The organism is Kribbella sp. ALI-6-A (assembly GCF_001984195.1).
GTDB lineage: Bacteria > Actinomycetota > Actinomycetes > Propionibacteriales > Kribbellaceae > Kribbella.
The window spans coordinates 59,001-84,867 of the sequence record NZ_MTQN01000005.1 but is presented as its reverse complement, the minus strand read 5'-3'; the positions used below and the strand labels follow the sequence as shown (position 1 = coordinate 84,867).

Sequence of the window (25,867 nt, the reverse complement as noted above, 5' to 3'; positions counted from 1 at the left end):
GGGCATGGATTTCCTGCACGACGTACTCACCCTGCTGCACCTGGTCGGTTTCGCCGCGCTGTTCGGCGGGTTCTTCACCCAGCTGAAGGCCAAGGAGCCGGTCGTCAACAACGCGATGCTGCACGGCGCGCTGACCCAGCTGGTCACCGGCGTGCTGCTGGTCGGCCTGGCCTCCGGCGTCAAGGACGACGACTTCACCGTCGACAACACCAAGATCGGCGTGAAGCTCGTCGTCGTCCTGGTGATCACCGTCCTGCTGTTCCTGTGGCGCCGCCGCCCGTCGATCACCCGCGGCATGCTGATGGCCATCGGCGGCCTCACCCTGCTGAACGCGATCATCGCGGTCTTCTGGCACTGAACCTGTGCGCGCCTACCGGGCGCTGGAGGTGTACGGGAGCAGGGCCATCTCGCGCGCGTTCTTGATCGCGCGCGCGATCTGCTTGTGCTGCTGCACGCTCAATCCGGTGACCCGGCGCGACCGGATCTTGCCGCGGTCGGAGATGAAGCCGCGCAGCAGCGCGGTGTCCTTGTAGTCGACGACGGTGATGCCGTCGCGGTCGAGCGGATTCTGCCGGGGCTTGCGGGTCGGCGCCGGTCGGCGGGCCATGCGGACCTCCGTTGATGTTGAACATCGTTTTCAATTAGCATAGCCGGATCGTTCTCAGGAGGAACCATGGCTGTGCCGAAGCGCAAGATGTCCCGCTCCAACACCCGCAGCCGCCGGGCGCAGTGGAAGGCGGCGCCGGTGGACCTGGTGCCGATCACCGTGAACGGACGGCAGCTGCGGGTGCCGCGCCGGTTGGTGAAGGCCTACCAGCTCGGGCTGATCGAGTGATCGCGGTCCCGCGGCTGACCCCACCCCTCGCGCCGGACATACACCGGCGCCGGTGGGGTACCTCCCGGCCTCAGTGAGCTGAGGTGGGAGGCGGTCGGAGATGGGACTGCTGGTCTGGAGATGCTTCGTCGCCGCCGTGGGACTGGTCGGACTGGTCGCGGCCGCGATGTTGTGGACGACGTCGGCGCTGGTCGGGCTGCCGCTGGTCGGCGGGTTCGTCGCGTCGACGGTGTTGTGGTGCGCGCGCGAGGATCAGGACGGTACGGCGGGCGGCCGGAAAAGCCGGTTCTCGCGGTCGGTCCGGGACGGCTACCTGGTCGCGCTCGGCGTGGTCGCCGTCGGTGGGCTGTGCTCGTTGCTCGGCTTCGCGGGGCTGCTCGTGGCGTTGCTGCTCGGCCTGACCTCGCCGCCGGTTCTTCGCCTGGTCCTCGCCCAGGCGAAGCGCCTCGGCTGGGGCTCGAGTCCGCTGGACCAACCCAAGGCAGACGTCGACCGCGTCCGGCAGTTGACGACCGCCGAGCTCTGCAGCGCGTGGATCCTCAGCGGGCAGCAGCTCAGGACGACGTCCTCGTGGGGAGCCCTCCCGCTGATACGCCTGCGCGAGCTCTACCTGGACGAGCTCGAACGCCGCGACCCCGTCGGCTTCAACGCGTGGCTGGCCTCGACGGCCAGTGCCTCGGGCGATCCGCGCCGCTTCCTGACACCCTGATCCGGCGGGCGGAAAGCAGTACGCCGTACCGGGTGGCTGGCGGGTTCACGACAGGGCACACATGCGCCACTCCGCCGGGAAGCGGACGGCTTCGCCACTGTTATACCGTCGACTGCTATGGAGCGGAATCTCACTGCCGAACAGCTGGCGCTCTTCGAGAAGGAGTTCGCGTCGAACCCGCAGTACCGGGTGATGCAGAACGCCGTCACGGAAACGCCGGTCACCAAGATCGCCCTGGATCGCCAGGTCGTCACCTCGCTCGACCACTCGGTGTCGAACCTGCTGGACGACTGGAAGGTGACCAACCAGAAGAAGAGCGGCCGGTGCTGGCTGTTCGCGGGCCTGAACCTGCTCCGGGTCGGCGCCGCCGGGAAGCTCGGCGTGAAGGACTTCGAGTTCTCCCAGAACTACCTGTTGTTCTGGGACAAGTTCGAGCGCGCCAACTTCTTCCTCGAGGCGGTCATCGAGACCACCGACCGCGACGTCGACGACCGGACCGTGGCGCACCTGCTGTCCGACCCGATCGGTGACGGCGGCCAGTGGAACATGTTCGTCGCGCTGGTCCGCAAGCACGGCCTGGTGCCGAAGACGGCGATGCCGGAGACCGAGAGCTCGTCGTCGACCGCCCAGCTGAACGACACCCTGCGCAAGCTGCTCCGCCAGGGTGCTCGCGACCTGCGCAAGCTCGACGGCGTCGAGGCCCAGCGCGCCCGCAAGGCCGAGCTGCTGACCACCATCCACCGGGTGCTGAGCATCCACCTCGGCACGCCGCCGCAGAAGTTCCTGTGGCAGTGGAAGGACAGCGAGAAGACCTTCCACCGCGACGGCTGGACGACGCCGGCCGAGTTCGCCGCGGCGTACGTGACGCTGCCGGTCGACGACTACGTCTGCATCGTGCACGACCCGCGCGAGTCCAGCCCGACCGGCAAGACCTTCACCGTCGACTACCTCGGCAACGTGATCGACGCGCCGCCGGTGGTCTACCTGAACGTCGAGATGGACCTGATGAAGAAGCTCGCCCAGGACGCGATCGTCGGCGGCGAGCCGGTCTGGTTCGGCTGTGACGTCGGCAAGCAGATGTCGGCCGACCTCGGCTACTGGGACGCCAAGCTGTACGACTACGAGGCCGTCTACGACACCGAGTTCACGCTCGACAAGGCCGAGCGGCTGCTGCACCACGAGACGCTGATGACGCACGCGATGCTGTTCACCGGTGTCGACGTGGTCGACGGGCAGCCGCGGCGCTGGCGGGTCGAGAACAGCTGGGGCGACGAGAAGGCCGACAACGGCTTCTGGACGATGAACGACTCGTGGTTCGGCGAGCACGTGTTCGAGATCGCGGTCCGCAAGTCGGCGCTGCCGGCCGAGCTGCAGGCGGCCTTCGACGAGACCCCGATCGTGCTGCCCGCGTGGGACCCGATGGGTGCGCTCGCGGACTGAGCTTCCGGTACGACGTACAGCGGGCCCTGGACCGGGATGGTCCGGGGCCCGCTGTGCTTGTTGGTGGCGCCGTTCTGGGCCGGCGTCAGTCGGTCAGTGCGTTGCGGACGAGGGCGACACCTTCGGCCCGGCGCTCCAGGGTCGGCAGGTGACCGGCCCACGGCAGCTCGGTGAACTCGACGTCGCTCAGCTGCCCGGCCAGGTGCCGGGCGCCGAGACGGAAGAACTCCAGATCGTGCGCGCCGACGAACAACTTGACCGGCACGGTGATCCGCTCCGGCGTCACGTCGTACTCCTCGTTGTCCACGTCGCCGGCCGCGAGTTGCAGCTCGAACGCGCGCTTCTGCATGGTGTGCAGCAGCTCCCGCGCCTCGTCGCCGGCCTCGGGCCCGAGCCAGGTCCGCACGTTGAGCGCGGTCGCGCCGTCGATGTCGCCCTTCTCGAGCAGCTCGTTCTCCCCGTCCCACAAGGCGCGCAGGTCGTCGGTCGGCTCGATCCCGTCCACCGGCGGGGCCAGCAGCACCACCCGGCTGAACCGCTCCGGCGCCCGGCTGACCGCCTGCAGCACGACGTTCCCGCCGTACGAGGCTCCGACGACCGCGATCTGCTCCAGCCCGAGCTCGTCGAGCACCTCGAGCACGTCCCCCGCGTCGGAGTACTTGGCGCCCGCCGCCAGCGGCGTCCGTCCGTACCCGCGCAGATCGACGGTGATCACCTGATGGTCCCGTCGCAGGTCCGCCACCTGGGCCGCCCACATCCGCGCGTCCGCGACCCCAGCATGCACCAGCAGCACCGGGTCCCCGGCGCCCACCACCTCGTAGTCGATCGTCATGCGAGGAGCCTCCCCGCTGCTCGACGGTGCCGCAAACCCTTTAGTCTCCGCGGCCGGCGGAGAGGTGGGTGAAGGCGGCCGCGGACAGGGAGTCGCGGAGGTCATCGCGCCCTGTCGCGAGCTCGTCGTCCTGCCCGCCCGTCGGCCGATGCACCGACTACCGCGATCGGCGCCACACCGTGGCCGTACTGCGGACCGCGGTCGCGACCAAGTTGTCCCGGCTGACCGCGATGGCTCGCACCACGTCGTCATGCGGCAGCACGTCCGGTCCGGACTCGTCGCGCAGCGGCCAGATCGTCGCGTCCTCGTGCCACGTCGCCACCGCGACGAACGATCCGTCCGGAGCCAAGCCGATGCCGTGGGCCATGGTGCCTTGCGGGATCACCGCCGGCTCGGCCGCGCTCCCGATCCGCCAGACCCGGGCGGTGTGGTCCGAGCTCACGCTTGCGAGGAGTTCGTCGTCGGAACTGGTGACGACCTGGTTCACCTCGTCGTCGTGCCCGATCGAGCCGATCCGCCGGCCGGCATGTGCCTCGTGGACCCAGACCCGGCGCGGCTTCGTCAAGCGGAGCGGATCGCCGGGTTTCTCCTCGGCGACCGTGATCAGCCACCGCCCGGACTGGCTGAACCTCAACTGGCTCACGCCTTCCGCGCCAGGGGGCTCCACCGGCAGACCTCGCCGCAGCTCACCGCGGACCAGTCGCCACAACCTGATTCCGGTGGAGTGGGAGAAGGCGGCGAAGCGGCGACCGTCCGGGCTGAAGTCCAGACGGGACACGTAGGCATCGAGCTGCGTACTTGTCCCGTTCTCGACGTCCCGGATGAGGGAGGTCCCGCGGCCGCCGGCCACCGCGACCAGTCGCCCGTCCGGGCTGATCGCGATGTCCCGGACGTCGTACTCCAGCTCGCACGGGTCCACCACGCGGCCGAGCTCCGGCACCGACCAGACGGCCGCCTGCTTGCCGCTCGCGGTGACCAGACGCGTGCCATCGGCGCTGAATCGGACCTGGGTGATGCGGTCGGCCAAGGGCAGCGGTTCCGCCACCAGATCGTCGTCCGCCAAGCTCCAGAGCCGCAGCTTGCGGTCGTTGCCTGTTGTCGCCAGCAGACCGCCGTCCGGACTGAATGCCACGTTCTCGACGACGGACCCCGGGGCGTCGTTGGCGAAGCGGAACTGCTCGATCCACGGCGTCGAGTTCGATTCGGCGGCCCACGTCATCTCAGCCACGCCTCGCAGTCGGCTGACCACAGCATCGTCGTCCGCATGCTGAGCCGGCTGGGACGCCAGATCGAAATGCTCGACGACGTCGCTGACCGGGATCGCGTAGAGCACATCGGCGGCCGGCTTGCGCGCCCAAGGATCGCCGGCGTCGAAGCGAGTCTCCAGCTGCTCGACCAGGACGCCGATCACCTGGTCCTGGTCGTCGACCACCGGACAACCGGAGTACCCGGAGAAGTCCCCGATTCCCTTCTGGCTGACTTCCAGCTGAATCGCTTCGACGTCGACGCGCCCGTCCCGCAGCCGGATCGCTCGCCGCGGCACGGTGATGTCGCCGACGAGCAGGGGATCGTTCGCCAGCCACCTGGCGTCGGCGCTCCAGGACGCCTTCTTCCTCGGCTCCGTCCACCGGTGGTACGCCGGTACGTCGGCCGCGAGACGCAGTGCCGCGACGTCGAGATCCGTACTGACGTCGACGCCGTCGACCGGAACCTCGGGTGCGCCGTGGGGGACGAATGCCAGGTCCTCCGCGCGGAGGCCGTGCACGACGTGCGCCGCCGTGATCGCCACCCGTGGCGTGAGCGGAAAGCCGAACCCGACGGTCTCGCCGGCAGCGACGATCCTGCCGGTGCCGGCCATCTCACTCGACCTGTCGCACGAAGCTCACAGTGATCTCGAGGGTCGCTCCCACCCCCGCCTTGGTGATCACCATCCCGCCCTCGGCAGTGAGGCTCACCCCGAAGGCCGCCGAGACCTCACCGATCTGCCAGCCTTCGGGTGACGTCAACTCGCGCAGGCCGTTCGCGACGGTCTGCGCACCCGACGTCATCGCGTCCCGGATGTCGGCAGCGCGCTGCTCGAGCAATTCCAGAACGCGTTTGTCGCCCCCACGGATCTGCCGGTCACCACCCGGCGCGGGAAGGACCTCCACGTACACCCGGTCGGTGTTCCCCTCGCTCATCTCTCGACGGTATTCCCGTCGTCGGCAGCGGACCAGAGGCTGTCGCAGGCCGACCCCAGCCGCACGGCTTGCGCGCTGAGGGGTTGTATCCGGTACTTGGGTACAGGTTTACCGTCGAGACATGAGCACATCCTGGGTTCCCGACGCCTGCACCTTGCCGACCGCTGAGCAGCCGCTGCGGGTGGCCGAGTTCGACCGGCTCTTCGCGCGCACGCTGCGTTCCGTACGGCGTACCGGTCCCACGGCGATCGAGTTGGAGCTGGGGCTCGACGCCCGTCCGGAGCTGGACGACTTGATCGCGCGGGAGACGAGTTGCTGCTCGTTCTTCGCGTTCACGGTGACGTCCGCCGGCTCGGGGCTTCGGCTCGGCGTCACGGTTCCGGCTGCGCAGACCGCCGTACTCGATGCTTTTGCCGAGCGGCTGCCGCGATGAGCCTTCGGTCCGGGCAGGTCGCGGCCGCGGCGGGAGTCAACCTGCAGACACTGCGGTACTACGAACGGCGCGGCCTGCTCGACGAACCCGAGCGCACGCTCGGCGGGCACCGGGTCTATCCCGAGCAGGCCGTCACCACCCTGCGCACGATCAAGGCCGCCCAGCGGCTCGGGTTCACGCTGGCCGAGATCGCGGATCTCCTGGCGAGCGCCCGTCATCAGCACCGTCCCGGCGAGGGAGCCGGGCTGCGGGACTCGACCCACGCGAAACTGGCCGACGTGGAAGCCAAGATCGCCGACCTGACAATCCTCGCCGGGACGCTCCGCGCCGCGCTGGACGCGGGCTGCAACGACCTGGAGACGTGCGTCGCGACGCCCGACTGCCCGTTGGTCCTGGACGTTCGCGGATGAACGGCTGGATCGCCCTGGGCGGTAGCCGATGACGGTCGTTCGCTCGATCGCGCTGTTCGTACTGGCCGCGGTCGCCGAGATCGGCGGCGCCTGGCTGATCTGGCAGGGCTGGCGTGAGCACCGCGGGCTGTGGTGGATCGCCGGCGGGGTGCTCGCGCTGGGCGCGTACGGCTTCGTCGCGACCTTTCAGCCCGACCCGAACTTCGGCCGCATCCTCGCCGCGTACGGCGGGGTGTTCGTGGCCGGTTCGCTCGCGTGGGGCGTGCTGGTCGACCGCTTCCGCCCCGACCGGTGGGACCTGGTCGGGGCGGCGATCTGCCTGGTCGGCGTCGTCGTGATCATGTACGCCCCACGCGGCACCTGAGCGGCGTACGGCGTACTGGTGATCAGCGGGCGGCGGCGAAGGCGGTGAGCGTGCGTCGGTGCTGGATGACCGTGTCGACGATGCCGTAGTCGCGGGCCGCTTCGGCCCTGAGCACGTGGTCGCGGTCGGTGTCGTGGCGCAGGCGTTCGACCGTCTGGCCGGTGTGGGCGGCGAGGATCTCCTCGACCTCGGCCCGGACGCGAACCACCTCGTCGGCCTGCAGGATGAGGTCGGGGATGGTGCCCTGTCCGCGGGCCGCGGGCTGGTGCAGTACGACGCGAGCGTGCGGCACGACGGCGCGCTGACCGGGCTCGCCCGCCGCGAGCAGCACCGCGCCGGCGGCGATCGCCTGGCCGATGCAGAACGTCGCGATCGGCGAACTGATGTACTGCATGGTGTCGTAGATCGCGAGCATCGCGGTCATGTCGCCGCCCTCGCAGTTGATGTAGAGGTTGATCGGCTGCTCGGGCTTGTCCGCCTCCAGGTGCAGCAGCTGGGCGATCATCGCGTTCGCGACGCCGGCGTCGATGCCGGTGCCGAGGTAGATGATGCGCTCGGACAGCAGGTGCGAGTAGACGTCCATGATCCGCTCACCGCGCGGACTCTGGGTGATCACGTTGGGAATCGTGTAGGTGCTCATCGGGCGGCCTCCGTCCGTACCGGCATGACCTGGTCGAACGACTCGACCAGGTGATCGACGAACCCGAACTCGATCGCCTCGCGGGCGGTGTACCAGTGGTCGTGCAGCGAGTCCTCGTACACGGTCTCCACCGGCTGCCCGGTGTCTTCGGCGATCAGCCCGAGCACGGTGTCGCGGATGTGCCGCAGGTCGTTGGCCTGGATCTCGATCTCCACCGCCGACCCACCGATCCCCGCCGACCCCTGGTGCATCAGCACCCGCGCGTGCGGCAGCGCGTACCGCTTGCCCTTCGTCCCCGCCGACAGCAGGAACTGCCCCGCACTGCACGCCAGCCCCAACGCCACCGTCGCCACGTCACACGGCACCAGCCGCATCACGTCCCGGATCGCCAGCATCGACGGCACCGACCCACCCAGCGAGTGGATCCACAACGCGATGTCGGTCCCCGGATCCTCCGCCGCCAGCGTCAGTATCTGCGTCGCGAGCAGGGTCCCGTTGTCGTCGTTCAGCACTCCGTCCAGCACGACGACCCGCCGCCGCAACAACTGCAACCGAGCCTGTTCCCCGAACATGGGTGGTTTGTTCTCTTCAGCCATGCACCCACCATGACCGCGCCGGTACGCCGTACCCCAGCTTTTCTGCTCCCAGCAACTCTGCTCTCAGCCAACAACCCGCGGGAGCCGCGGGCGCACCGCCGTTCGGGGGTTGTCGGTGGCAGCGCCTACCCTGGTGGGCGATGACTACGCTGTTTTCTCCTGACGAACTTCCGGTGCCGCTCGAGCAGCCCAGGAAGGTGAAGGCCGACCCTGAGGCGCTGCTGGAAGGGCTGAATCCGCAGCAGCGGGCTGCTGTGGTGCATGCGGGGAAGCCGTTGCTGGTGGTGGCGGGCGCCGGGTCGGGGAAGACCCGGGTGCTGACGCGCCGGATCGCGTACCTGCTGGCGGCGCGGGATGCGCATCCGGGGTCGGTCCTGGCGATCACGTTCACCAACAAGGCGGCCGCGGAGATGCGGGAGCGGGTCGTCGACCTGGTGGGACCGCGGGCGAAGTTGATGTGGGTCTCGACGTTCCACTCCTCCTGCGTGCGGATCCTCAGAAGGGACATCAAGCGGTTCGGGATCAGCTCGACGTTCTCGATCTACGACGCCACCGACTCGCGCCGGCTGATGACGCTGGTCTGCCGCGAGCTCGACCTGGACGTCAAGCAGTACAACCCGCGCGCGGTGCTGAACTGGATCTCCACCCAGAAGAACGAGCTGGTCGACCACGAGTCGGCCGCCTCGAAAGCCGAGAACCATCTGGAGGAGAAGTACGCCGAGTGCTACCGGATCTACCAGGAGCGGCTCGCGCAGGCCAACGCGCTGGACTTCGACGACCTGCTGATGACCACGGTCAACCTGCTGCAGGCCTTCCCCGAGGTCCGCGAGTACTACCGCAGAAGGTTCCGCCACGTGCTCGTCGACGAGTACCAGGACACCAACCACGCGCAGTACTCGCTGATCCGTGAGCTGTGCGGCGAGGACGAGCCGGGCCGCAACGGGCCGACCGCGCCGCCGGCCGAGCTGATGGTGGTCGGTGACTCCGACCAGTCGATCTACGCCTTCCGCGGCGCCACGATCCGCAACATCCTCGCCTTCGAGGAGGACTTCGTCGGCGCCGAGACGATCCTGCTGGAGCAGAACTACCGCTCCACCCAGACCATCCTGACCGCGGCGAACGCGGTGATCAGCCGCAACGAGGGCCGGATGGCGAAGAACCTGTGGTCCGACCAGGGCCAGGGCGAGCAGATCGCGGTGTACGTCGCGGACAACGAGCACGACGAGGCGCAGTTCGTCGCCGACGAGATCGACCGGCTGGCCGACACCGACAAGGTGAAGCCGTCCGACGTCGCGGTGTTCTACCGGACCAACGCGCAGTCGCGGGTGTTCGAGGAAGTGTTCATCCGCACCGGCCACCCGTACAAGGTGGTCGGCGGCGTGCGCTTCTACGAGCGCAAGGAGGTCCGCGACGCGCTCGCGTACCTGCGCGTGCTGGTCAACCCCGAGGACACCGTCTCGCTGCGCCGGATCATGAACGTGCCCAAGCGCGGCATCGGCGACCGGGCCGAGGCGGCGATCGAGGCGCTGGCGGCGCGGGACCGGATCTCGTTCGCGCAGGCGATGCGGCGGGCGAAGGACGCGCCGGCGATGGCGTCGCGATCGGTCAACGCCGTCCAGGCCTTCGTGGACATCCTCGACGAGCTGACCGCGATGGTCGACTCCGGCGCCCCGCCGGACGACATCCTGGACGTCGCACTGCACCGCTCCGGGTACTACGAGGAACTGCAGAAGTCCCCGGACCCGCAGGACGAGACCCGCCTGGAGAACCTGGACGAGTTCATCTCGGTCGCCCGGGAGTTCGTCGAGGAGCGCACCGCGGCGTCCGAACCGTCCGACCTGCAGGCGTTCCTGGAGCGCGTCGCGCTGGTCGCCGACGCCGACCAGATCCCGGACGCCGCCGACGACGGCGGTGTGGTCACGCTGATGACGCTGCACACGGCCAAGGGCCTGGAGTTCCCGGTGGTGTTCCTGACCGGGATGGAGGACGGCGTCTTCCCGCACTCCCGGTCGCTGACCGACCTCAAGGAGCTGGAGGAGGAGCGGCGGCTCGCGTACGTCGGGATCACCCGGGCGCGGCAGCGGCTGGCGATCTCCCGGGCGGCGGTGCGTTCGGCGTACGGGGCGCCGCAGCACAACCCGCCGTCGCGGTTTCTGGAGGAGATCCCGCCGGAGCTGCTCGACTGGCGCCGCGACGAGTCGGCGATCACCCGCTGGTCGGGCACCGGGACGAGCACCGGCAGCGGCATCCCGAGCCGGTACGAGCCGGCCCGCCGGACGTCGTCCGCGTCGGACAAGCCGGTGATCAGCCTGAACCCGGGCGACCGGGTGGTGCACGACAGCTTCGGCATGGGCACGGTCGTCGTCGTCCGCGGCGAGGGCCAGCAGGCCCAGGCCGACATCGACTTCGGCTCCGAAGGCGTCAAGCGCCTGCTGCTGCGGTACGCGCCGGTGGAGAAGATCTAGTACGCCGCTCGGCGGGCGCGCCCCGGCGCGGGCCCGCGTCAGCGGCGGGCGGCGAGCTGGCGGTTCAGCCAGTCCGCGAACGCCGTTGGATCGGTCAGCGTGTAGTTGGTGATGCGGAGTTCTTCCCCGGAGTACGGGTTCACCGACACCTGGTCCTTCGTCGAGCGAACGTTCGCGATCTCCGCCCAGGGCAGCCGCCGGCGGCCGACCGCGACGCCGTCCTCGTCGACGACCACCGTCCAGCGACCGGTGCGCAGGTTGTTGAGCAGGACCACCAGCGCCCCCGCCGCGAACACCGCCAGCACTGCGCGGAACACCTCGTTCCATCCCCAGGTGCCGCCGCCGGACAGCACCCCAACGGTTCTGGTGCCGTTGAGCAGAAGGATGCCAGCGGCAACGAAGAGCATGAGGGACAGGCGACCGCGCAGCGGGCGCAGCACCAGCCGCCCCTCGTCACGCAGCGTCGCCGTCCACTGGACCGGACCGTCGGCCTGCATCGGACCCACCTGTCTGGCTGCGCACAGCCGTCGGAAAGCAGCGATCGTCCCATGTCACCGGCTCGGATTGGGCATTCGCGTTGCGTTCTGGCCCCGGCGTGGGTCACTCTGGGTCTTCGGCCCTCCCCGGACGACAGGTCCTCCCATGCCCAAGGCAGTCGACAGCTCGCACCGCCGGATCATCCTGGCGGGAGCCAACCCTGGCCTCAGGCTGTTCGACGACAACGGCCGCGTCACGGCGTACGCCTCGATCTGGATGGTCGACTGGTCGGTCCGCGGCTCCGGTACGGCGGTGGTGCTGTGGTTCGACGGGATCGTCCGGGTGGTGTCGGAGGACGTCGACCTCGCGTCCTGGCTGGAGCGGTACTTCGTCCGGTCGTTCCTCGAGGTGCAGGGCCTGCCGTGGCACGAGCCGGCGGTCGAGCGGGACCTCGTCCAGGTGTCGATGAACCTCGCCGACGGCCTGAGCGCGAAGGCGGCCGACATCCAGATCGAGATGGGCGGCGTACTCGACCGGCGGCTGTTCGCGACCGACACCTTCCAGCTCGCCGAGGGCGTGCACAGCCTGAGCCTGGTGATCGCCCCGGTCCGCTCGGCGACGGTCTCGATCGGCGGCGCCTCCGTGCCGGGCTGCGTCCAGGTCGACGGCTCCCCGGACCGCCCTGGGTCGTCCGCCTTCCTCACCACCGCCGAGGTCTGGCGCCGCTGATCCTCGCCGACCCGGCCGCGCCGATCCGGCGTCCGGTCGGTCAACCTGAACCGCGGACCTGCAGCACTCACCAATTTCGCTGGGGACTGTTGGTCCTGGCGTGCGCCGCGCCGGCAAAGCGAGTCGCAAGGGCGTTGGTGAGTGCTGCAGGTCCGCGGTTCAGGTGTGGTGGGACACCCGTGTCAGGCCGTCCGCGTCGCTTGGGTGTCTGTCGTCGACGTGCAGCACCGACCAACCTCCCTGGCGGCTGGTCGCTCAGGCGTGCGCGCGCCGGACGAGGCGGGTGACGAGGCGCTTGGTCGGTGGTGCACGTCGGCGGGTCGGCCCTCAGGCCGACGCCCACCACGTGTCCATCCGTGACTGCGGCTCCGCCGCACGCCCCTGCTCCACCACCCGCGCCGCGTGGAACAGGAACGCCGCGATCCCCGCGGCCCCCTGCATCCAGCCGACCCTCGGCGGCAGCAGCGGCTCCTCGTTCCGGTGCTCGAGGAAACGCCAGTACGTGCCCGACTCGTCCTCGATCGCGCGCTCGACCAGCGTGTCCGCCAGCACCCGCGCGAACTCCAGATCGTCCTCGTCGCCGGTCCGGTGCCAGGAGTCGAGGAAGATGTCGCCCACCCCCGCCGTACCGCAGCAGCGCCCGTCGTTGTCCCAGAACCCCGGGCGCAGCCGCGCCGGTAACCCCGACGTACGGACGCTGTGCAGGCATCGCCGGCGCCAGTCGCTCGCCGCGACCCCCGCGATCGGCGGAGCCCCCGCGGCATCCAGCGCGGCGAAGGCCAGTGACGTCCCCGCCGCCCCGTGGCACCACGTGTAGGTGAAGTCGTCCTCGTCGTTGATGCCCGACGGGATGTACCGCGGTACGACGAATCCGCGCCCGTCCGTGACCCCGATCGACACCAGATGCTCGGCTCCGCGCACCCCGAGCGCGACCCACTCCGGCCGGTCCAGCGCGACGCCCGCCGCGGCCAGCGTGGCGACGATCCCGGCGACGCCGTGCGACAGGTTCGGCATCTCGGTCCCCGGCTGGGTCCGGAACCGCTCCGGCACGAACGGCCAGGTCACGCCCACCTCGGTCGGCTCGGCCTCCGCCAGCAAGACCTTCGCCGCCTGCTCGGCCAGGTCGAGACCGCCGTCCACCCCGTGCCGCGCGGCCCACACGCCGCCGAGCAGCACCCCCGCCGTACCGAGCGTCAGGTCGTTGAGCCGGGCGTCCGTCAGGTACCGCGGCGGCATCGCGAACGTCTGCGGCCACCCGTCGTCCGTGGCCAGCTCCTGCAACCGCTCCACAGCAGCCCGTACGCCGTCCAGCCGCCCGAGCGCGACCAGCGCACCGATCGTGCTGACCAGCCCGTCGAAGAACGACACATCCGACAACTGCGGGATCTCGCGGATCAACCGCTCGGCCGCCGCGTCGGCCAGGTCGTTCTCCAGCGCGGTCCACGGCCGGGCCAGCCGGATCTCCGCGAGCGTGTGCGCCAGCCCGCCGATCCCGCTGTGCATGCTGTCGCGATCGTCCGGGACGTCGGCCTCGACGTCGGCCACCAGCGATTCCGGAAACCATGGCCCGTCGTCGGCCCACCGGACCTGCCGCATCGCCCACAACCAGGCGGCCTCGGCGGTCGCGCGATAGCTCTCGCCTGCACTAGTCACCGGCACATGGTGCCACCCGCCGGTACGCCGTCCGGCCGCGGCCTACATGCCGACGCGCGGGCACTGGAGGAGCACAGGGCCTCGCGAGCCGCCGGACGCAGGCCGGCGGGCCCAAGCGGTCCGCCGATCGTCAGGTGACCCGTTTTCCGGGCCGGAGCCATGGGCACAAGACCAGTGGGCACAGGGGACAACCGAAGATCAGGGGTTGAGACCGCAGACCTCACGCAGCCACGGCATCGGGTTGATCGCGGGGCCGCCGTCGGGGTGGACCTCGAAGTGCAGGTGCGGGCCGGTGGTGTTGCCGGTCACGCCGACCGCGCCGACCTGGTCGCCGGCGTACACGGTCTCGCCGACCTCGACGCTGAACTTGGACATGTGGTTGTACCAGGTCTCGGTGCCGTTGTCGTGGCGCACCTTGACCTGGCGCCCGTAGGGGCCGGCCCAGTCGGCGAAGATCACTTCGCCCTTCATCACCGAGCGGATCGGGGTGCCGATCGGGGCGGCGAAGTCGGTGCCGGTGTGGTTCGCGGCCCAGCGGCTGCCGCCCTGCCCGAAGGTGGCGGTGATGCGGTAGTCGCTGATGATCATCTCGCAGCGGGTGGCCGACTCGCGGGCCTTCTGCTCGGCAGCGGCCGCGGCGGCCTTGGCGGCGGCGAGGGCGGAGGCGCGCTTGGCGGTCAGCGCGCGGGTGGCGTCGAGCTTGGCGGCGCGGGCCTTGGACAGCCGGTCGGCCGCGGCCTGCTTCTTGGTGGCTTCGGTGCTGCTGAGCTCGACCCGGGAGGAGTCACGGGTGGCGAGCTGACGCCGCTCGATCCGGGCCGTGGTGACCTCGGAGAGCTGGCTGCTGCCCGACAGGGCGGCGATGTTGACCGCGGAGTTCGCCTGGGTCGGCGACGCCAGAGAGCTGTGGCTGAAGCCGACTGCTCCTGCTGCCGCGGCGAGAGCCGCGGTGAGACCGACGATCTGGGTACTACCTGGGGTGTTACGCCGCGCTACACGGTGCTTGGCACTGTGACGTGATGCGCCGGTCTTGCGCGCAGCACTGTTGCTCGGCGTGACGCGGTTGCCCGCGGCACGGTGCTGGGACACAACGTGGCCTTTCGGTCACAGGGGAGGGGCACTGTCTGCCCGCCGGAAGGTTATTCCCCTGGCGGGCTCAAGCACCATAACGGATGGGTCACGAGGCGACAAACCCTGCCACCCCCTTTTTCTGACCGGCTTCACGAAACTTTTGCATGCGCCGCTGCACGTGCATCCGCTCGCCCGCCTGGGAAGCTGCCGGGTCAACGACTTTCCGGCCGAGATGCTGACAAAGATCCGGCAAGTTTGCTTTCGCGTCGTCAGGCGACCTGTTCGTCCAGATGCGCCAGTACGCCGGTGATCCGGTGCACCACCTCGCCGTGGAACGGCAGCGACATGTGCCCGACGCCGCGCAGCCGGACGTTCTCGGCGATCAGGTCGGGATGCCTGACCCGGGCTCGGCGCTGCGGGACGATCAGCTGGTCGGCGTCGCTGTAGAACGCGACGAATTTGGTCCGGCACTCCGGCGCCGGCTCGGCCAGCTCGTCCATCAGGTCGCTCTCCGGCCGCAGCTGCTTCACCAGCGGCCAGGGCAGCAGGCGCGCCGCGATCGTGCCCTGGTGCGGCGTGCCGAGGGTGACGCAGGTGTGCACGCGCTCGTCGCCGCCGAGGCGCTGGACGTAGTAGCGCGCGATCAGTCCGCCGAGGCTGTGACCGATGATGTGGATCTGATCGGACCCGGATTCCCTGCACAGCGCCTCGACCTCGGCGGCCATCCGCTCGGCCGTCGACCGGACGTCGAGCGTGAGCGGTGAGTACGAGAAGGTGTGGATCCGGCTGAACCCGCGACGCAGCAGGTTGCGGCGCATCAGCGCGAACACGGTGTGGTTGTCGACGATCCCGTGCGCCAGCAGGATCGGCGTACCGGCGGCCCGGACGTCGCCGACGAGCAGGCCGCGCTGGGCCGGGGTGAGACCGTCCAGGGTGAGCCGGTCGGCCCGGCTGCCGGCGCCGCCGACCAGGCCGAGTGGATACATCGCCAGGTGAGTTGTCAGCCATCCGATCTCGACCGCCGCGCCCTGCAGGACGCGCGGCGACAGCGCCGAGCGGGCGCCGTACCGGAGTCCGTCCAGGGCGGCCCACAGACCGCCGCGCGCACTGCTCGATGCGAGGTCAGCCTCGGGTTCTCCGGGCTGCTCGACCGCCTCTGCACTCATCGGCGTCTCCTCACTCGCATCAGACCCCCCGCGCCACTGGTCCGACCTCTTTCACGGTAACCGGTTCCCAGATCGCGTGGCGGGGAACACACGGCTTCGTGTCTTATCCGTGAGGTGCGCCTCGGCTAATCTGCGAATCTGGACGCAACGCGGCGCTCCAGTACTGAAAGGCCGATCCATGTCTGCCACCAGCACCCTGCGCATCGTCGTCGCCAAGCCGGGCCTGGACGGGCACGACCGGGGCGCGAAGATTGTCGCCCGGGCGCTGCGCGACGCCGGTATGGAGGTCATCTACACCGGGTTGCACCAGACGCCGGAGCAGATCGTCGAGACCGCGATCGCCGAGGATGCCGACGCGATCGGTCTGTCGGTGCTGTCCGGCGCGCACATGACGCTGTTCAAGAAAGTCCGCGAGCTGCTGACCGCCCGCGGCGCCGACGACATCGTCGTGTTCGGCGGCGGCATCATTCCCGACGCCGACCTGGCTGCGCTGGCCGAGCTCGGGGTCCAGCGGATCTTCACTCCCGGCGCTCCGACCACGGAGATCGTCGAGTGGGTCCGCAGCAACGTCGGGGACGCCTCGGCCGCCACGGCCTGAGGTGCATCCGGAGCCGTCGATCCGCTCCGGAGTGTGACGACGACCGAGCGCAGTCGTTCTGGAGCCGTTCGGTCGTTTCAGAGAAGTTACTAATCGGTAATACCGAATCGTTAAGAAACACCTGGTTGTGCGGGCTGTCGAATCGCGGTCGCATACAGCCATGCGTTTGTCTCGAACAGGCAGTCGGTGAGGTGTGTGGCTCAGGACACATCGCCCCCGATCTCGGTTACTGTCCGGACAGGGCGGATCGCAGCGTGGTGGGGGACTGTGGACGGCCCGCGCAGGACCAAGTGAGATCCCATCGGGAGAGGGCAGGTACACGATGAGGTTTGAACGATCACACGCACGCAGGGCGGTCGCGCTGGCCGTGACCAGCGGCCTGGTGCTGCTGGCGTCCGCGTGCGGCGGTGACGACGGGGACAGCGGTGGCGGCGGCGGTGCGGCCGGGGGAGCGCTCGAAGGGCGCGGGCCGATCACGTTTGCCACCGGCAAGGACACTTCCGGCAACCTGACCAACCAGGTCAACGCGTGGAACTCGCAGCATCCGGATGAGAAGGTCACGGTCTCGGAGTTGCCCGAGTCCGCGGACCAGCAGCGCGCGCAGATGATCCAGAACGCGCAGAACCAGTCCGACTCGTTCAGCGTGCTGAACCTGGACGTGGTCTGGACCGCCGAGTTCGCCGCGAACCGCTGGGTCACCGAGCTGCCCGAGGACCAGTTCCCGGATCTCGGCAAGCTGCTGCCGTCGACCGTTGACACCGGAAAGTACCGCGACAAGCTGTACGCCGTTCCGGTGACGTCCGACGGTGGGCTGCTGTACTACCGCAAGGACCTGCTGGACAAGGCCGGTGTGAAGCCGCCGACGACGTGGGCCGAGATGAAGGACGCCTGCGCCAAGGTCAAGGCGCTGCCGGAGGCCAAGAACATCAACTGCTACGCCGGCCAGTTCGAGAAGTACGAGGGCCTCACGGTCAACTTCTCCGAGGCGATCAACGGTGCCGGTGGTGTCGTGGTCGGCGAGGACGGCAAGCCGAACGTCGACACGCCGGAAGCGCTCGAGGGCCTGAACTTCCTCGTCGACGGCTTCAAGTCCGGAATGATCCCGAAGGCCGCGATCACCTACCAGGAAGAGCCCGGCCGGCGTGCCTTCCAGGAGGGCAACCTCCTGTTCCACCGCAACTGGCCGTACGTGTACGCACTGGCGAACAAGACCGACGGATCGTCGAAGATCGCCGGCAAGTTCGCCGTCGCACCGCTGCCGGGTCTCAAGGGCGCGGGCGTGTCCACTCTCGGTGGGCACAACTACGCGATCTCGGAGTTCGCCAAGAACAAGGCGACCGCGGCCGACTTCATCAAGTTCATGTCCAGCGAGGAGCGGCAGAAGGCCAACGTCGAGAAGACGTCGCAGGCCCCGACCTGGGCCTCGCTGTACGACGACCCGGCGCTGAACAAGCAGTTCCCGTACCTCGCCCCGCTGAAGGCCTCGATCGAGTCCGCGAAGTCGCGGCCGAAGGTGGTCAAGTACGGCGATGTCACCACCGCCATCCAGGAAGCCGCCTACGGCGCCTTGACCGGCACGACACCTCCGAAGGATGCGCTGGCCGGCTTGCAGACCAAGCTGAGCACGCTCATCACGCAATGATCGAACCGGCGGGGCCGGTACGCAGCGAACGCTGCGTGCCGGCCCCGGCCTGTCCCCACCGCCGCGAGGCCGTGGAGAGAAGGAGGCAGAGGTGAGTGCATCCAACGCGGTTGCGCAGCGACCGCCGGCGCAGACCGGTAAGGTCCGCAAGACGACGTTCAACGAGGGCACCGGGCGGCTGGCCGCGCTGTTGCTGTCGCCGACCCTGATCGTCCTGGTCCTGGTCGTCGTGTACCCGATCCTCTCGGCGTTGCGGGAGTCGTTGTACACGAGCGGCCAGCGCATCGACGAGTCCGGGTTCGTCATCAAGGGCTCGGAGTTCGTCGGTCTCGACAACTACGCCGCGATCTTCTCCGGCGAGACCGGGGAACGTTTCTGGAACGCGTTCTACAACACCACGTTCTTCACCGTCACGTGCGTGGTCCTGGAGACCGTGCTCGGGGTGGCGATGGCCCTGGTGATGCACAAGGCGTTCAAGGGCCGCAGCATCGTCCGCGCCAGCATTCTGGTGCCCTGGGCGATCCCGACCGTGGTGTCGGCGTTGCTGTGGAAGTGGATCTTCCAGGCCGACGGCGCGGCCAACGCGCTGCTCGGCACCCAGATCCTCTGGTCGACCGAGGGTTGGCAGTCGGTGCTGTCGGTGATCGTCGCCGACACCTGGAAAACCGCGCCGTTCATCGGGCTGCTGGTGCTCGCGGGCCTGCAGACCATTCCGGACGAGGTGTACGAGGCCGCGAAGGTCGACGGTGCCAGTCCGTTCCAGACCTTCCTGAAGATCACGCTGCCACTGGTCAAGCCGGCGCTGCTGGTTGCCGTGCTGTTCCGCATCCTCGACACGCTGCGGATCTTCGACCTGCCGTTCGTGCTGGTCGGACCGAACAAGCAGTCGGTGGAGACGCTGTCGATCCTGGCCTACCTGGAGGCGAATCAGACGCGCTACGGCCCGGCGGCCGCGTACGCGACGCTGTTGTTCCTGTACGTCGCGGTGGTCGCGTTCGTGTTCGTCAAACTGCTGGGCGCTGACGTGCTCGGTGACGCCGTACAGAAGAAGAAGTCGAAGAAGGGCAAGGACCGCGACAGCGCGCCTCCGGGCGTCGCGATGGGGTCCGCAGCCGGCATGAGCGGTGTAGGGAGTGGAGTCTGATGGCGATGGCAAACGACGCTCCGGCCAAGATCGACGTCAAGGCGGCCGAGGCCGGCCCGCTGCGCAAGTACGCACCGCTGCTGGGTGTGGCGATCATCGTGTTCTACTGCCTGGCGCCGTTCTATTGGATGGTCGTCTCGGCGCTGCGCCGGCCGACCGACCAGTTCGAGAACTCGATCATCCCGACCACGTGGTCGCTGACCAACTTCACCGATGTCTTCAAGCCGGGTACCGGCTTCGGCCGCGCGCTGCTGAACAGCCTGCTGGTCGCCGGGACGGTGACGATCCTGACCTTGATCATCGGCATGGTGGCGGCCTACACGCTGGCCCGGCTGGAGTTCCGGTTCAAGAACGTGGTGCTGGCGATCATCATCACCACGTCGATGTTCCCGGGCATCTCGCTGGTGATCCCGCTGCTCAAGCTGTTCATCGACATCAAGTGGATCAACACCTACCAGGCGATGATCGTGCCCAGCCTGTCGTTCGCGCTGCCGCTGGCGGTGTGGACGCTGACCACGTTCTTCCGGCAGATGCCGCGGGAACTGGAGCAGGCGGCGATGGTGGACGGCTGTACGCCGGCCCAGGCGTTCTACAAAGTGATCCTGCCGCTGGCGGCGCCGGGTGTTTTCACCACGGCGATCATCACGTTCATCGCGGCCTGGAACGAGTTCCTGATCGCGCTGAGCATGATCAACAAGAAGGAGCTGCAGACCGCCAACGTGGTGATCTCGCAGTTCACCGGAGCGTCCGGACGGGACCAACCGTTCGGCAGCCAGATGGCGGCCGGTGTGGTTGTCACCATTCCGCTGGTGATCGCCGTACTGATCTTCCAGCGCCGCATCGTCGCCGGCCTGACCGCCGGTGGCGTCAAGTAGCGACAGGGAACGTCGTGGTGAAAGCGGTGACCCGGGACGGCGTATCGTCGCTGGTCTGACAGCTGGAGGTATGACGTGAGCTACGGCGACGAGCAGAAACGGCGCGACCGGGAGGACCGGGCGGCCCGCGAGGAGGCCGAACGGCGGGACCGGGACGAACGCGACCGCCGCGAACAGGAAGAACGCGACCGCCGCGATCGCGAGGACCGCGACCGTCGCAACCGCTGAACGGCAAACGGCGCCCCGGGATCCCCGGGGCGCCGTTGGCCGTTCTCGGCAAGGTCAGATCGACAGCCACACCGTCGCGTCGACGGGAAGCTCACCGTCGACCAGCGGCTCCGAGGCGAGCAGGATCTCGCCGGCCGGCAGGTCGATCGGGGCGGAGCCGAGGTTGACCACGCAGCGGAAGCCCGGGTCGCGGGTGAAGGACAGGACTCCGGCCGGGGCATCGTCGTCCCAGCTGAGCCGGCCTTCGCCCAGGGCCTCGTGCTCGCGGCGGATCTTCAGAGCGGCCTTGTAGAGGTTCAGGTGGCTGTTCGGGTCGTCAGACTGCGCCTCAGGGGTCAGCGGTGCCCAGTCGGACGGCTGCGGGAGCCACGGCTGGCCAGTGCCCGGACCGAACCCGTACGGCGGCTCGCTCCCGCTCCACGGCATCGGTACGCGGCAGCCGTCGCGGCCGCGGACGGTGTGTCCGGACCGCTCCCAGGTCGGGTCGTCCAGCACCTCCTCCGGCAGGTCCTCCACCTCGGGCAGGCCCAGCTCGTCGCCCTGGTAGATGTACGCGCCACCCGGCAGCGCCAGCTCCAGCAGCGCCGCCGCGCGCGCCCGGCGCAGGCCGAGCGCCAGGTCGGTCGGAACCTCTCCGGCACCGGCCAGTGCGTCGCGCTGGTCCCGGCCGTAGCGGGTGCGGTGGCGAATGGTGTCGTGGTTGCTCAGCACCCAGGTCGCCGGCGCCCCGACGGCCCACAGGCTCTCGGTCGTGTAGTCGATGACCTGCCGCAGCTCCTTCGCGTCCCACGCGCACCGCAGGACGTCGAAGTTGAACGCCGAGTGCAGCTCGTTCGGCCGCACGTACTGCGCGAGCCGCTCAGCCGGCGACAGCCACGCCTCCGCGACGAAGACCCGCGGGCCCTGCGCGGTGTCGGCGTACTCGTCGGCGATCGCGCGCCAGCGCTGGTGGATCGTGTGCACGCCCGGCTGGTCGTAGAACGGGTTGCCGACGTACTTGTCCCGGGTCGGCTGACCGTCCTTCAGCGGTACGTCGGGCAGCGTCGCGTCCTTGGCCATCGAGTCCGCGACGTCGATCCGGAACCCGTCGATGCCACGGTCGAACCAGAACCGCAGGATCGCGTCGAACTCCGCGATCACGTCCGGGTGGTCCCAGTTCCAGTCCGGCTGGGAGATGTCGAACATGTGCAGGTACCACTGGCCGTCCTCGATCTGCTGCCAGGCGCCTCCGCCGAAGGCGGCCGGCCAGTTCGTCGGCGGCAGACCGTCCAAGCCGTCGCGGAACCAGAACCGCTCCCGCTCCGGCGACCCCTTGCCCGCGGCCAGCGCGGCCTTGAACCACGGGTGCTCCCAGGAGCAGTGGTTCGGCACCAGGTCGATCAGGATCCGGATCCCGAGCGCGTGCGCCTCCGCGATCAGCGCGTCGGCGTCGGCCAGCGTGCCGAAGTCGGGGTTGATGTCGCGGTAGTCGGACACGTCGTACCCGCCGTCGAGCAGCGGTGAGGGGTACCACGGGCTGATCCAGATCGCGTCCACCCCGAGCTCGGCCAGGTAGGGCAGCCGGGCCCGGATCCCGTTCACGTCTCCGGTCCCGTCGCCGTCGGCGTCGGCGAACGAGCGGGGGTACACCTGGTAGACGACGGCACTACGCCACCAGTCGTCAGCTGGTCTGGTTGATCCTTCAGTCATGGCGACCAGCCTTTCACGACCGGGCAACCTGGCTGTGACAGTCGTCTCAGCGTGTACCCCGGCTGTTGCCACGCGCGCCGGGGTGGCTAGTCTCAGCCCGACGGAACGCGCCGGCGACCGTGCCTGACTCACGCACCGCAGCCTGCCGCGGACGACTTGTTACAGGCAGAGAGGGACCACACTCGTGGATCTGATGGAATACCAGGCGAAGACGGTCTTCGCCAAGCACGGCGTACGGACGACGGTCGGCGAGGTCGTCACCACGCCGGAACAGGCCCGCGCCGCCGCCGAGAAGATCGGCGGCACCGTGGTGGTCAAGGCCCAGGTGAAGACCGGGGGCCGGGGCAAGGCCGGTGGCGTGAAGCTGGCCTCCTCGCCGGACGAGGCGGAGGAGAAGGCGCGCGAGATCCTCGGTCTGGACATCAAGGGCCACATCGTCAAGACGCTGAACATCGTTCCGGCGGCCGCGATCGGCGAGGAGTACTACTTCTCGTTCCTGATCGACCGGGCCAACCGCAACTACCTGTGCATCGCGTCGGCCGCCGGCGGTATGGAGATCGAGGAGGTCGCGCACACCAACCCGGACGCGGTCGCCAAGATCTCTATCGACCCGGCCACCGGCGTGGACGAGGCCAAGGCGCGCGAGATCGCCGAGCAGGCCGGCTACCCGGCCGACGTGCTGGACGCCGCCGCGGTCGAGATCGCCAAGCTGTACCGGGTGTTCATCGAGGAGGACGCCTCGCTGGTCGAGGTGAACCCGCTGGTCAAGCTCAAGGACGGCAACGTCGAGGCGCTGGACGGCAAGGTCACGCTCGACGAGAACGCCGACTTCCGCCACCCCGACCACGCGGAGTTCGAGGACTCCTCGGCCGAGGACCCGCTGGAGGCCGCCGCCAAGGCCAAGGGCCTGAACTACGTCAAGCTCGACGGTTCGGTCGGCATCATCGGCAACGGCGCCGGGCTCGTGATGAGCACGCTCGACGTGGTCGCGTACGCCGGTGAGGAGTTCGGCGGCGTCAAGCCCGCGAACTTCCTCGACATCGGAGGCGGAGCCTCCGCCGAGGTGATGGCCAACGGCCTGGAGATCATCATCTCCGACCCGCAGGTGAAGAGCGTGTTCGTCAACGTCTTCGGCGGCATCACCGCCTGCGACGCGGTCGCCAACGGCATCGTCCAGGCGTTCGAGCTGCTGGCCGGCCGCGGTGAGGCCGTGAACAAGCCGCTGGTCGTCCGGCTGGACGGCAACAACGCCGACGAGGGCCGCCGCATCCTCGACGAGGCCGGCCTGGCCGGTCTGGAGCGGGTCGACACGATGGACGGCGCCGCCAAGCGGGCCGCCGAGCTGGCTGCGAAGTAAGGGATCGCTGAACATGTCTATCTTCCTGACCAAGGACAGCAAGGTCATCGTCCAGGGCATGACCGGCTCCGAGGGCACCAAGCACACCACCCGGATGCTTGCCTCCGGCACCAACATCGTCGGCGGCGTGAACCCGCGCAAGGCCGGCGAGAGCGTCGACTTCGACGGCAAGGCAGTGCCGGTCTTCGGTGGCGTCGCGGACGCGATGAAGGAGACCGGCGCGAACGTGTCGGTCGTTTTCGTCCCGCCGAAGTTCACCAAGGACGCGGTGCTCGAGGCGATCGAGGCCGAGATCCCGCTGGTCGTGGTGATCACCGAGGGCGTGCCGGTGCACGACACCGCCGCGTTCTTCGCCGCCGCGCAGGCCTCCGGCAAGACCCGGGTGATCGGCCCGAACTGCCCCGGCATCATCACGCCGGGTGAGTCCAACGCCGGCATCATCCCGGCCGACATCGCCGGCCAGGGCCGGATCGGCCTGGTGTCGAAGTCCGGCACGCTGACGTACCAGATGATGTACGAGCTGCGGGACTTCGGCTTCTCCACCGCGATTGGCATCGGTGGTGACCCGATCATCGGTACCACCCACATCGACGCGCTGCAGGCGTTCCAGGACGACCCCGACACCGACGCGATCGTGATGATCGGCGAGATCGGCGGCGACGCCGAGGAGCGGGCGGCGGCGTTCATCAAGGACAACGTCACCAAGCCGGTCGTCGGTTACGTCGCGGGCTTCACCGCGCCGGAGGGCAAGACGATGGGCCACGCGGGCGCGATCGTGTCCGGCTCGTCCGGTACGGCGGCCGCCAAGCAGGAGGCGCTCGAGGCGGTCGGCGTGAAGGTCGGCAAGACGCCGACCGAGACCGCCAACCTGATGCGCGAGATCATGCAGGGCCTGAACAAGTAATTCCCGGCCCAACGAAAAAGACCGCGGTCCCGGCTCGGGACCGCGGTCTTTTCGGTTGTCCTACTTGAAGGCCGCCGACCGCTCGGCCGCGCGGCTGAGGATCTCGGTGAAGGCGCTGTCGGTGATGTCGAGGTTCTTCAGCACCGGGTAGAGCAGGTAGACGGCCCGGTCGCCGGAGCCGACGATCCCGATCCGGAACGTGAACACCTTGCCGCCGCCGGTGTCGTAGGTGGCCTTCCAGGCCTCGCCCTTGACCGTGCTCAGCGCGAGCGTGCCGGTCGACTTCACCGTCGCGGTCGAGGTGGTCTTCGCGCAGCCGTCGACGTTCTTGCGGATCTGGGTGACGAACGCCGACGCCGCCGACGGCGAGGCGAACTTGGCGACCGTGGCGTCCATCCCGAACTCGGTCGGCGCCTGCGCCTCCGGTACGACGTACGTCTGGGTCTTGTACTTGGTCGCCTTGGCCTTCTTCAGGTCGATCTTCTCGCACAGCGTCCCGGAGCGGACCTCGCCGGGCACGCTGACCCACGGCTTGTCGATGCTCGGCAGCACCGGCAGGTCGATCGGCGCCATGAACCCCGCGGCCTCCTGCGTCGGCAGCAGGCCCGGCTTGGCCGTCAGGCTGCCCGAGCCGCAGTCCGCGCCGGTCTCGGCGCAGATCCGCTTCAGTCCCGCGCTCGCGGTCGCCAGCACGCCGTCCGGCTTGGGCGGCGTACCGCCGGTGGAGTCGTGCTCGAGCACCATCGTGGCCTGGCCGGCCGTCGTCACGCTGACCGTGCGGAACTTGCTCGACTTGCTGCCGTTGGGCTGGCCGAAGACCGCGATCACGCCGCGCTCGCCGAGGCCCTCGGTGGTGTAGCTGGCGACCAGGCGGACCTGCGGGGTGTTGCACTGGCTGAGCCAGGTGGTGATCGTGCTGTACGACTTGGCGGCCGCGGCGGTGTCGTTGGAGACCTCGACGTACTGGACCGCGGAGTCCTTGGTGGCGGCGTTGCGGAAGGTGCGCACCCAGGTCCGGACGCCGGCCGGGTCGGCGAAGCGCTGGACCTGGCAGACGAACGACTTGTCCGGCGCGCTGCTGCCGTCGGCCGTCGTGGCGACCGCCCAGGTGCCGGTCGGGCTCAGTGACTTGGCCGCCGGGCCGTCGATCAGGACCTTGGCGTCGGCCAGCTGGTCCTTGTCGCCGTCCTTGGCGCCGTCCGGGCTGCCGGCCTTGGAGTCGCTGGGGGAGTCGTCACCGCCGAACGCGTTCACCGCGGCGATTCCGCCGCCGCCGAGCAGGACCAGGACAGCAGCGCCCGCGCCGATCATCTGGTTCCGGCGGCGCGACTGCTGCCGTCGCGCCTCGCGGGCCGCGGCGCGACCGCCGCCGCGGGGCGCACGGTGGGAACCGGACAATGACTCCAGACCTCCTGACTGATTCCACCCCG

General features: G+C 69.2%; 28 protein-coding genes. 16 read left to right on the top strand and 12 right to left on the bottom strand.

The features are described from left to right. Positions 1 to 4 precede the first annotated feature (4 nt). Positions 5 to 358, top strand: coding sequence for a hypothetical protein (locus BWI15_RS01805; RefSeq protein ID WP_077012495.1), 354 nt, complete (start codon positions 5 to 7; stop codon positions 356 to 358). 12 nt (positions 359 to 370) lie between these two features. On the opposite strand, the gene rpsR is transcribed toward BWI15_RS01805, so the two are convergent. Continuing rightward, positions 371 to 607 (bottom strand): 30S ribosomal protein S18, encoded by a 237-nt coding sequence (rpsR, locus tag BWI15_RS01800; RefSeq protein ID WP_077012494.1) that lies wholly within the window; start codon positions 605 to 607, stop codon positions 371 to 373. Between the two features lie 66 nt (positions 608 to 673). On the opposite strand from rpsR, the gene rpmF reads away from it, so the two are divergent. The 3 genes from rpmF (at position 674) to BWI15_RS01785 (ending at position 2,984) form a co-directional block, all read left to right on the top strand. Then, on the top strand, positions 674 to 835 hold the full coding sequence (gene rpmF / locus BWI15_RS01795; protein WP_077012493.1) for a 50S ribosomal protein L32: 162 nt from the start codon (positions 674 to 676) through the stop codon (positions 833 to 835). A 100-nt stretch (positions 836 to 935) separates the two neighbouring features. Beyond that, the gene (locus BWI15_RS01790; protein WP_077012492.1) at positions 936 to 1,544 is read left to right on the top strand and encodes a hypothetical protein; all 609 of its coding nucleotides are present in this window, start codon (positions 936 to 938) and stop codon (positions 1,542 to 1,544) included. Positions 1,545 to 1,661: 117 nt separating this feature from the next. Beyond that, positions 1,662 to 2,984: an aminopeptidase C gene (locus BWI15_RS01785; protein ID WP_077012491.1), complete on the top strand. Its 1,323-nt coding sequence runs from the start codon at positions 1,662 to 1,664 to the stop codon at positions 2,982 to 2,984. 85 nt (positions 2,985 to 3,069) lie between these two features. Here BWI15_RS01785 and BWI15_RS01780 read toward each other — a convergent pair whose 3' ends face one another. The 3 genes from BWI15_RS01780 to BWI15_RS01770 all read right to left on the bottom strand — a co-directional run bounded on the left by BWI15_RS01780 (position 3,070) and on the right by BWI15_RS01770 (position 5,996). Continuing rightward, on the bottom strand, positions 3,070 to 3,816 hold the full coding sequence (locus BWI15_RS01780) for an alpha/beta fold hydrolase (protein WP_077012490.1): 747 nt from the start codon (positions 3,814 to 3,816) through the stop codon (positions 3,070 to 3,072). A gap of 157 nt (positions 3,817 to 3,973) precedes the next feature. Beyond that, positions 3,974 to 5,674: a hypothetical protein gene (locus BWI15_RS01775; RefSeq protein ID WP_077012489.1), complete on the bottom strand. Its 1,701-nt coding sequence runs from the start codon at positions 5,672 to 5,674 to the stop codon at positions 3,974 to 3,976. Between the two features lies 1 nt (position 5,675). Then, on the bottom strand, positions 5,676 to 5,996 hold the full coding sequence (locus tag BWI15_RS01770; RefSeq protein WP_077012488.1) for a CU044_2847 family protein: 321 nt from the start codon (positions 5,994 to 5,996) through the stop codon (positions 5,676 to 5,678). A gap of 121 nt (positions 5,997 to 6,117) precedes the next feature. Between BWI15_RS01770 and BWI15_RS01765 the strand changes: the two genes are divergently transcribed. From BWI15_RS01765 to BWI15_RS01755, 3 genes are read left to right on the top strand one after another with little or no spacing between them, the layout of a single operon-like run. Further along, entirely contained in the window at positions 6,118 to 6,429 is a 312-nt protein-coding gene (locus BWI15_RS01765; RefSeq protein WP_077012487.1) for a hypothetical protein, read from the top strand. After that, on the top strand, positions 6,426 to 6,839 hold the full coding sequence (locus tag BWI15_RS01760) for a MerR family transcriptional regulator (protein WP_077012486.1): 414 nt from the start codon (positions 6,426 to 6,428) through the stop codon (positions 6,837 to 6,839). Before BWI15_RS01765 ends, BWI15_RS01760 begins: the two co-directional genes overlap by 4 nt. A 28-nt stretch (positions 6,840 to 6,867) precedes the next feature. After that, positions 6,868 to 7,203 (top strand): YnfA family protein, encoded by a 336-nt coding sequence (locus BWI15_RS01755; RefSeq protein WP_077012485.1) that lies wholly within the window; start codon positions 6,868 to 6,870, stop codon positions 7,201 to 7,203. Between the two features lie 22 nt (positions 7,204 to 7,225). Here the strand turns inward: BWI15_RS01755 and BWI15_RS01750 are convergent, their stop codons facing one another. Then, the gene (locus BWI15_RS01750; RefSeq protein ID WP_077012484.1) at positions 7,226 to 7,843 is read right to left on the bottom strand and encodes a ClpP family protease; all 618 of its coding nucleotides are present in this window, start codon (positions 7,841 to 7,843) and stop codon (positions 7,226 to 7,228) included. Continuing rightward, the gene (locus tag BWI15_RS01745) at positions 7,840 to 8,439 is read right to left on the bottom strand and encodes a ClpP family protease (protein ID WP_077012483.1); all 600 of its coding nucleotides are present in this window, start codon (positions 8,437 to 8,439) and stop codon (positions 7,840 to 7,842) included. Before BWI15_RS01745 ends, BWI15_RS01750 begins: the two co-directional genes overlap by 4 nt. A 140-nt stretch (positions 8,440 to 8,579) precedes the next feature. Here BWI15_RS01745 and pcrA point away from each other — a divergent pair, with 140 nt between their 5' ends. Continuing rightward, positions 8,580 to 10,904 carry a DNA helicase PcrA gene (gene pcrA / locus BWI15_RS01740; protein WP_077012482.1) on the top strand — a complete coding sequence of 775 codons (2,325 nt, stop codon included), beginning with the start codon at positions 8,580 to 8,582 and terminating at the stop codon, positions 10,902 to 10,904. Positions 10,905 to 10,942: 38 nt separating this feature from the next. Here pcrA and BWI15_RS01735 read toward each other — a convergent pair whose 3' ends face one another. Then, positions 10,943 to 11,401: a hypothetical protein gene (locus BWI15_RS01735; protein ID WP_077012481.1), complete on the bottom strand. Its 459-nt coding sequence runs from the start codon at positions 11,399 to 11,401 to the stop codon at positions 10,943 to 10,945. A 145-nt stretch (positions 11,402 to 11,546) separates the two neighbouring features. Here BWI15_RS01735 and BWI15_RS01730 point away from each other — a divergent pair, with 145 nt between their 5' ends. Next, positions 11,547 to 12,110: a hypothetical protein gene (locus BWI15_RS01730; protein WP_077012480.1), complete on the top strand. Its 564-nt coding sequence runs from the start codon at positions 11,547 to 11,549 to the stop codon at positions 12,108 to 12,110. 327 nt (positions 12,111 to 12,437) lie between these two features. Here the strand turns inward: BWI15_RS01730 and BWI15_RS01725 are convergent, their stop codons facing one another. From BWI15_RS01725 to BWI15_RS01715, 3 genes are all read right to left on the bottom strand, one after another. Then, entirely contained in the window at positions 12,438 to 13,763 is a 1,326-nt protein-coding gene (locus tag BWI15_RS01725; RefSeq protein ID WP_077012627.1) for a lanthionine synthetase LanC family protein, read from the bottom strand. Between the two features lie 198 nt (positions 13,764 to 13,961). Then, positions 13,962 to 14,852: a M23 family metallopeptidase gene (locus BWI15_RS01720; protein ID WP_237771082.1), complete on the bottom strand. Its 891-nt coding sequence runs from the start codon at positions 14,850 to 14,852 to the stop codon at positions 13,962 to 13,964. Between the two features lie 251 nt (positions 14,853 to 15,103). Continuing rightward, entirely contained in the window at positions 15,104 to 16,000 is an 897-nt protein-coding gene (locus BWI15_RS01715; RefSeq protein WP_077012479.1) for an esterase/lipase family protein, read from the bottom strand. Between the two features lie 178 nt (positions 16,001 to 16,178). Here BWI15_RS01715 and BWI15_RS01710 point away from each other — a divergent pair, with 178 nt between their 5' ends. The 5 genes from BWI15_RS01710 (at position 16,179) to BWI15_RS39195 (ending at position 20,487) form a co-directional block, all read left to right on the top strand. Continuing rightward, positions 16,179 to 16,598: a cobalamin B12-binding domain-containing protein gene (locus BWI15_RS01710; protein WP_077012478.1), complete on the top strand. Its 420-nt coding sequence runs from the start codon at positions 16,179 to 16,181 to the stop codon at positions 16,596 to 16,598. 322 nt (positions 16,599 to 16,920) lie between these two features. Then, positions 16,921 to 18,240: an ABC transporter substrate-binding protein gene (locus BWI15_RS01705; protein WP_077012477.1), complete on the top strand. Its 1,320-nt coding sequence runs from the start codon at positions 16,921 to 16,923 to the stop codon at positions 18,238 to 18,240. 91 nt (positions 18,241 to 18,331) lie between these two features. Next, on the top strand, positions 18,332 to 19,384 hold the full coding sequence (locus BWI15_RS01700; RefSeq protein WP_077012476.1) for a carbohydrate ABC transporter permease: 1,053 nt from the start codon (positions 18,332 to 18,334) through the stop codon (positions 19,382 to 19,384). Between the two features lie 5 nt (positions 19,385 to 19,389). Then, entirely contained in the window at positions 19,390 to 20,259 is an 870-nt protein-coding gene (locus BWI15_RS01695; protein WP_077012625.1) for a carbohydrate ABC transporter permease, read from the top strand. 75 nt (positions 20,260 to 20,334) lie between these two features. Beyond that, a complete protein-coding gene (locus tag BWI15_RS39195) occupies positions 20,335 to 20,487 on the top strand; it encodes a hypothetical protein (protein WP_168197249.1) in 153 nt (50 codons plus the stop codon). 54 nt (positions 20,488 to 20,541) lie between these two features. Here BWI15_RS39195 and BWI15_RS01690 read toward each other — a convergent pair whose 3' ends face one another. Then, positions 20,542 to 22,176 carry a glycoside hydrolase family 13 protein gene (locus tag BWI15_RS01690; protein ID WP_077012475.1) on the bottom strand — a complete coding sequence of 545 codons (1,635 nt, stop codon included), beginning with the start codon at positions 22,174 to 22,176 and terminating at the stop codon, positions 20,542 to 20,544. A gap of 184 nt (positions 22,177 to 22,360) precedes the next feature. Here BWI15_RS01690 and sucC point away from each other — a divergent pair, with 184 nt between their 5' ends. After that, positions 22,361 to 23,533 (top strand): ADP-forming succinate--CoA ligase subunit beta, encoded by a 1,173-nt coding sequence (sucC, locus tag BWI15_RS01685; protein WP_077012474.1) that lies wholly within the window; start codon positions 22,361 to 22,363, stop codon positions 23,531 to 23,533. Positions 23,534 to 23,546: 13 nt separating this feature from the next. Beyond that, on the top strand, positions 23,547 to 24,437 hold the full coding sequence (sucD, locus tag BWI15_RS01680; RefSeq protein WP_077012473.1) for a succinate--CoA ligase subunit alpha: 891 nt from the start codon (positions 23,547 to 23,549) through the stop codon (positions 24,435 to 24,437). 60 nt (positions 24,438 to 24,497) lie between these two features. Here sucD and BWI15_RS01675 read toward each other — a convergent pair whose 3' ends face one another. Beyond that, complete coding sequence (locus BWI15_RS01675) at positions 24,498 to 25,835, bottom strand: hypothetical protein (RefSeq protein WP_237771081.1); 1,338 nt, start codon at positions 25,833 to 25,835, stop codon at positions 24,498 to 24,500. Positions 25,836 to 25,867 lie beyond the last annotated feature (32 nt).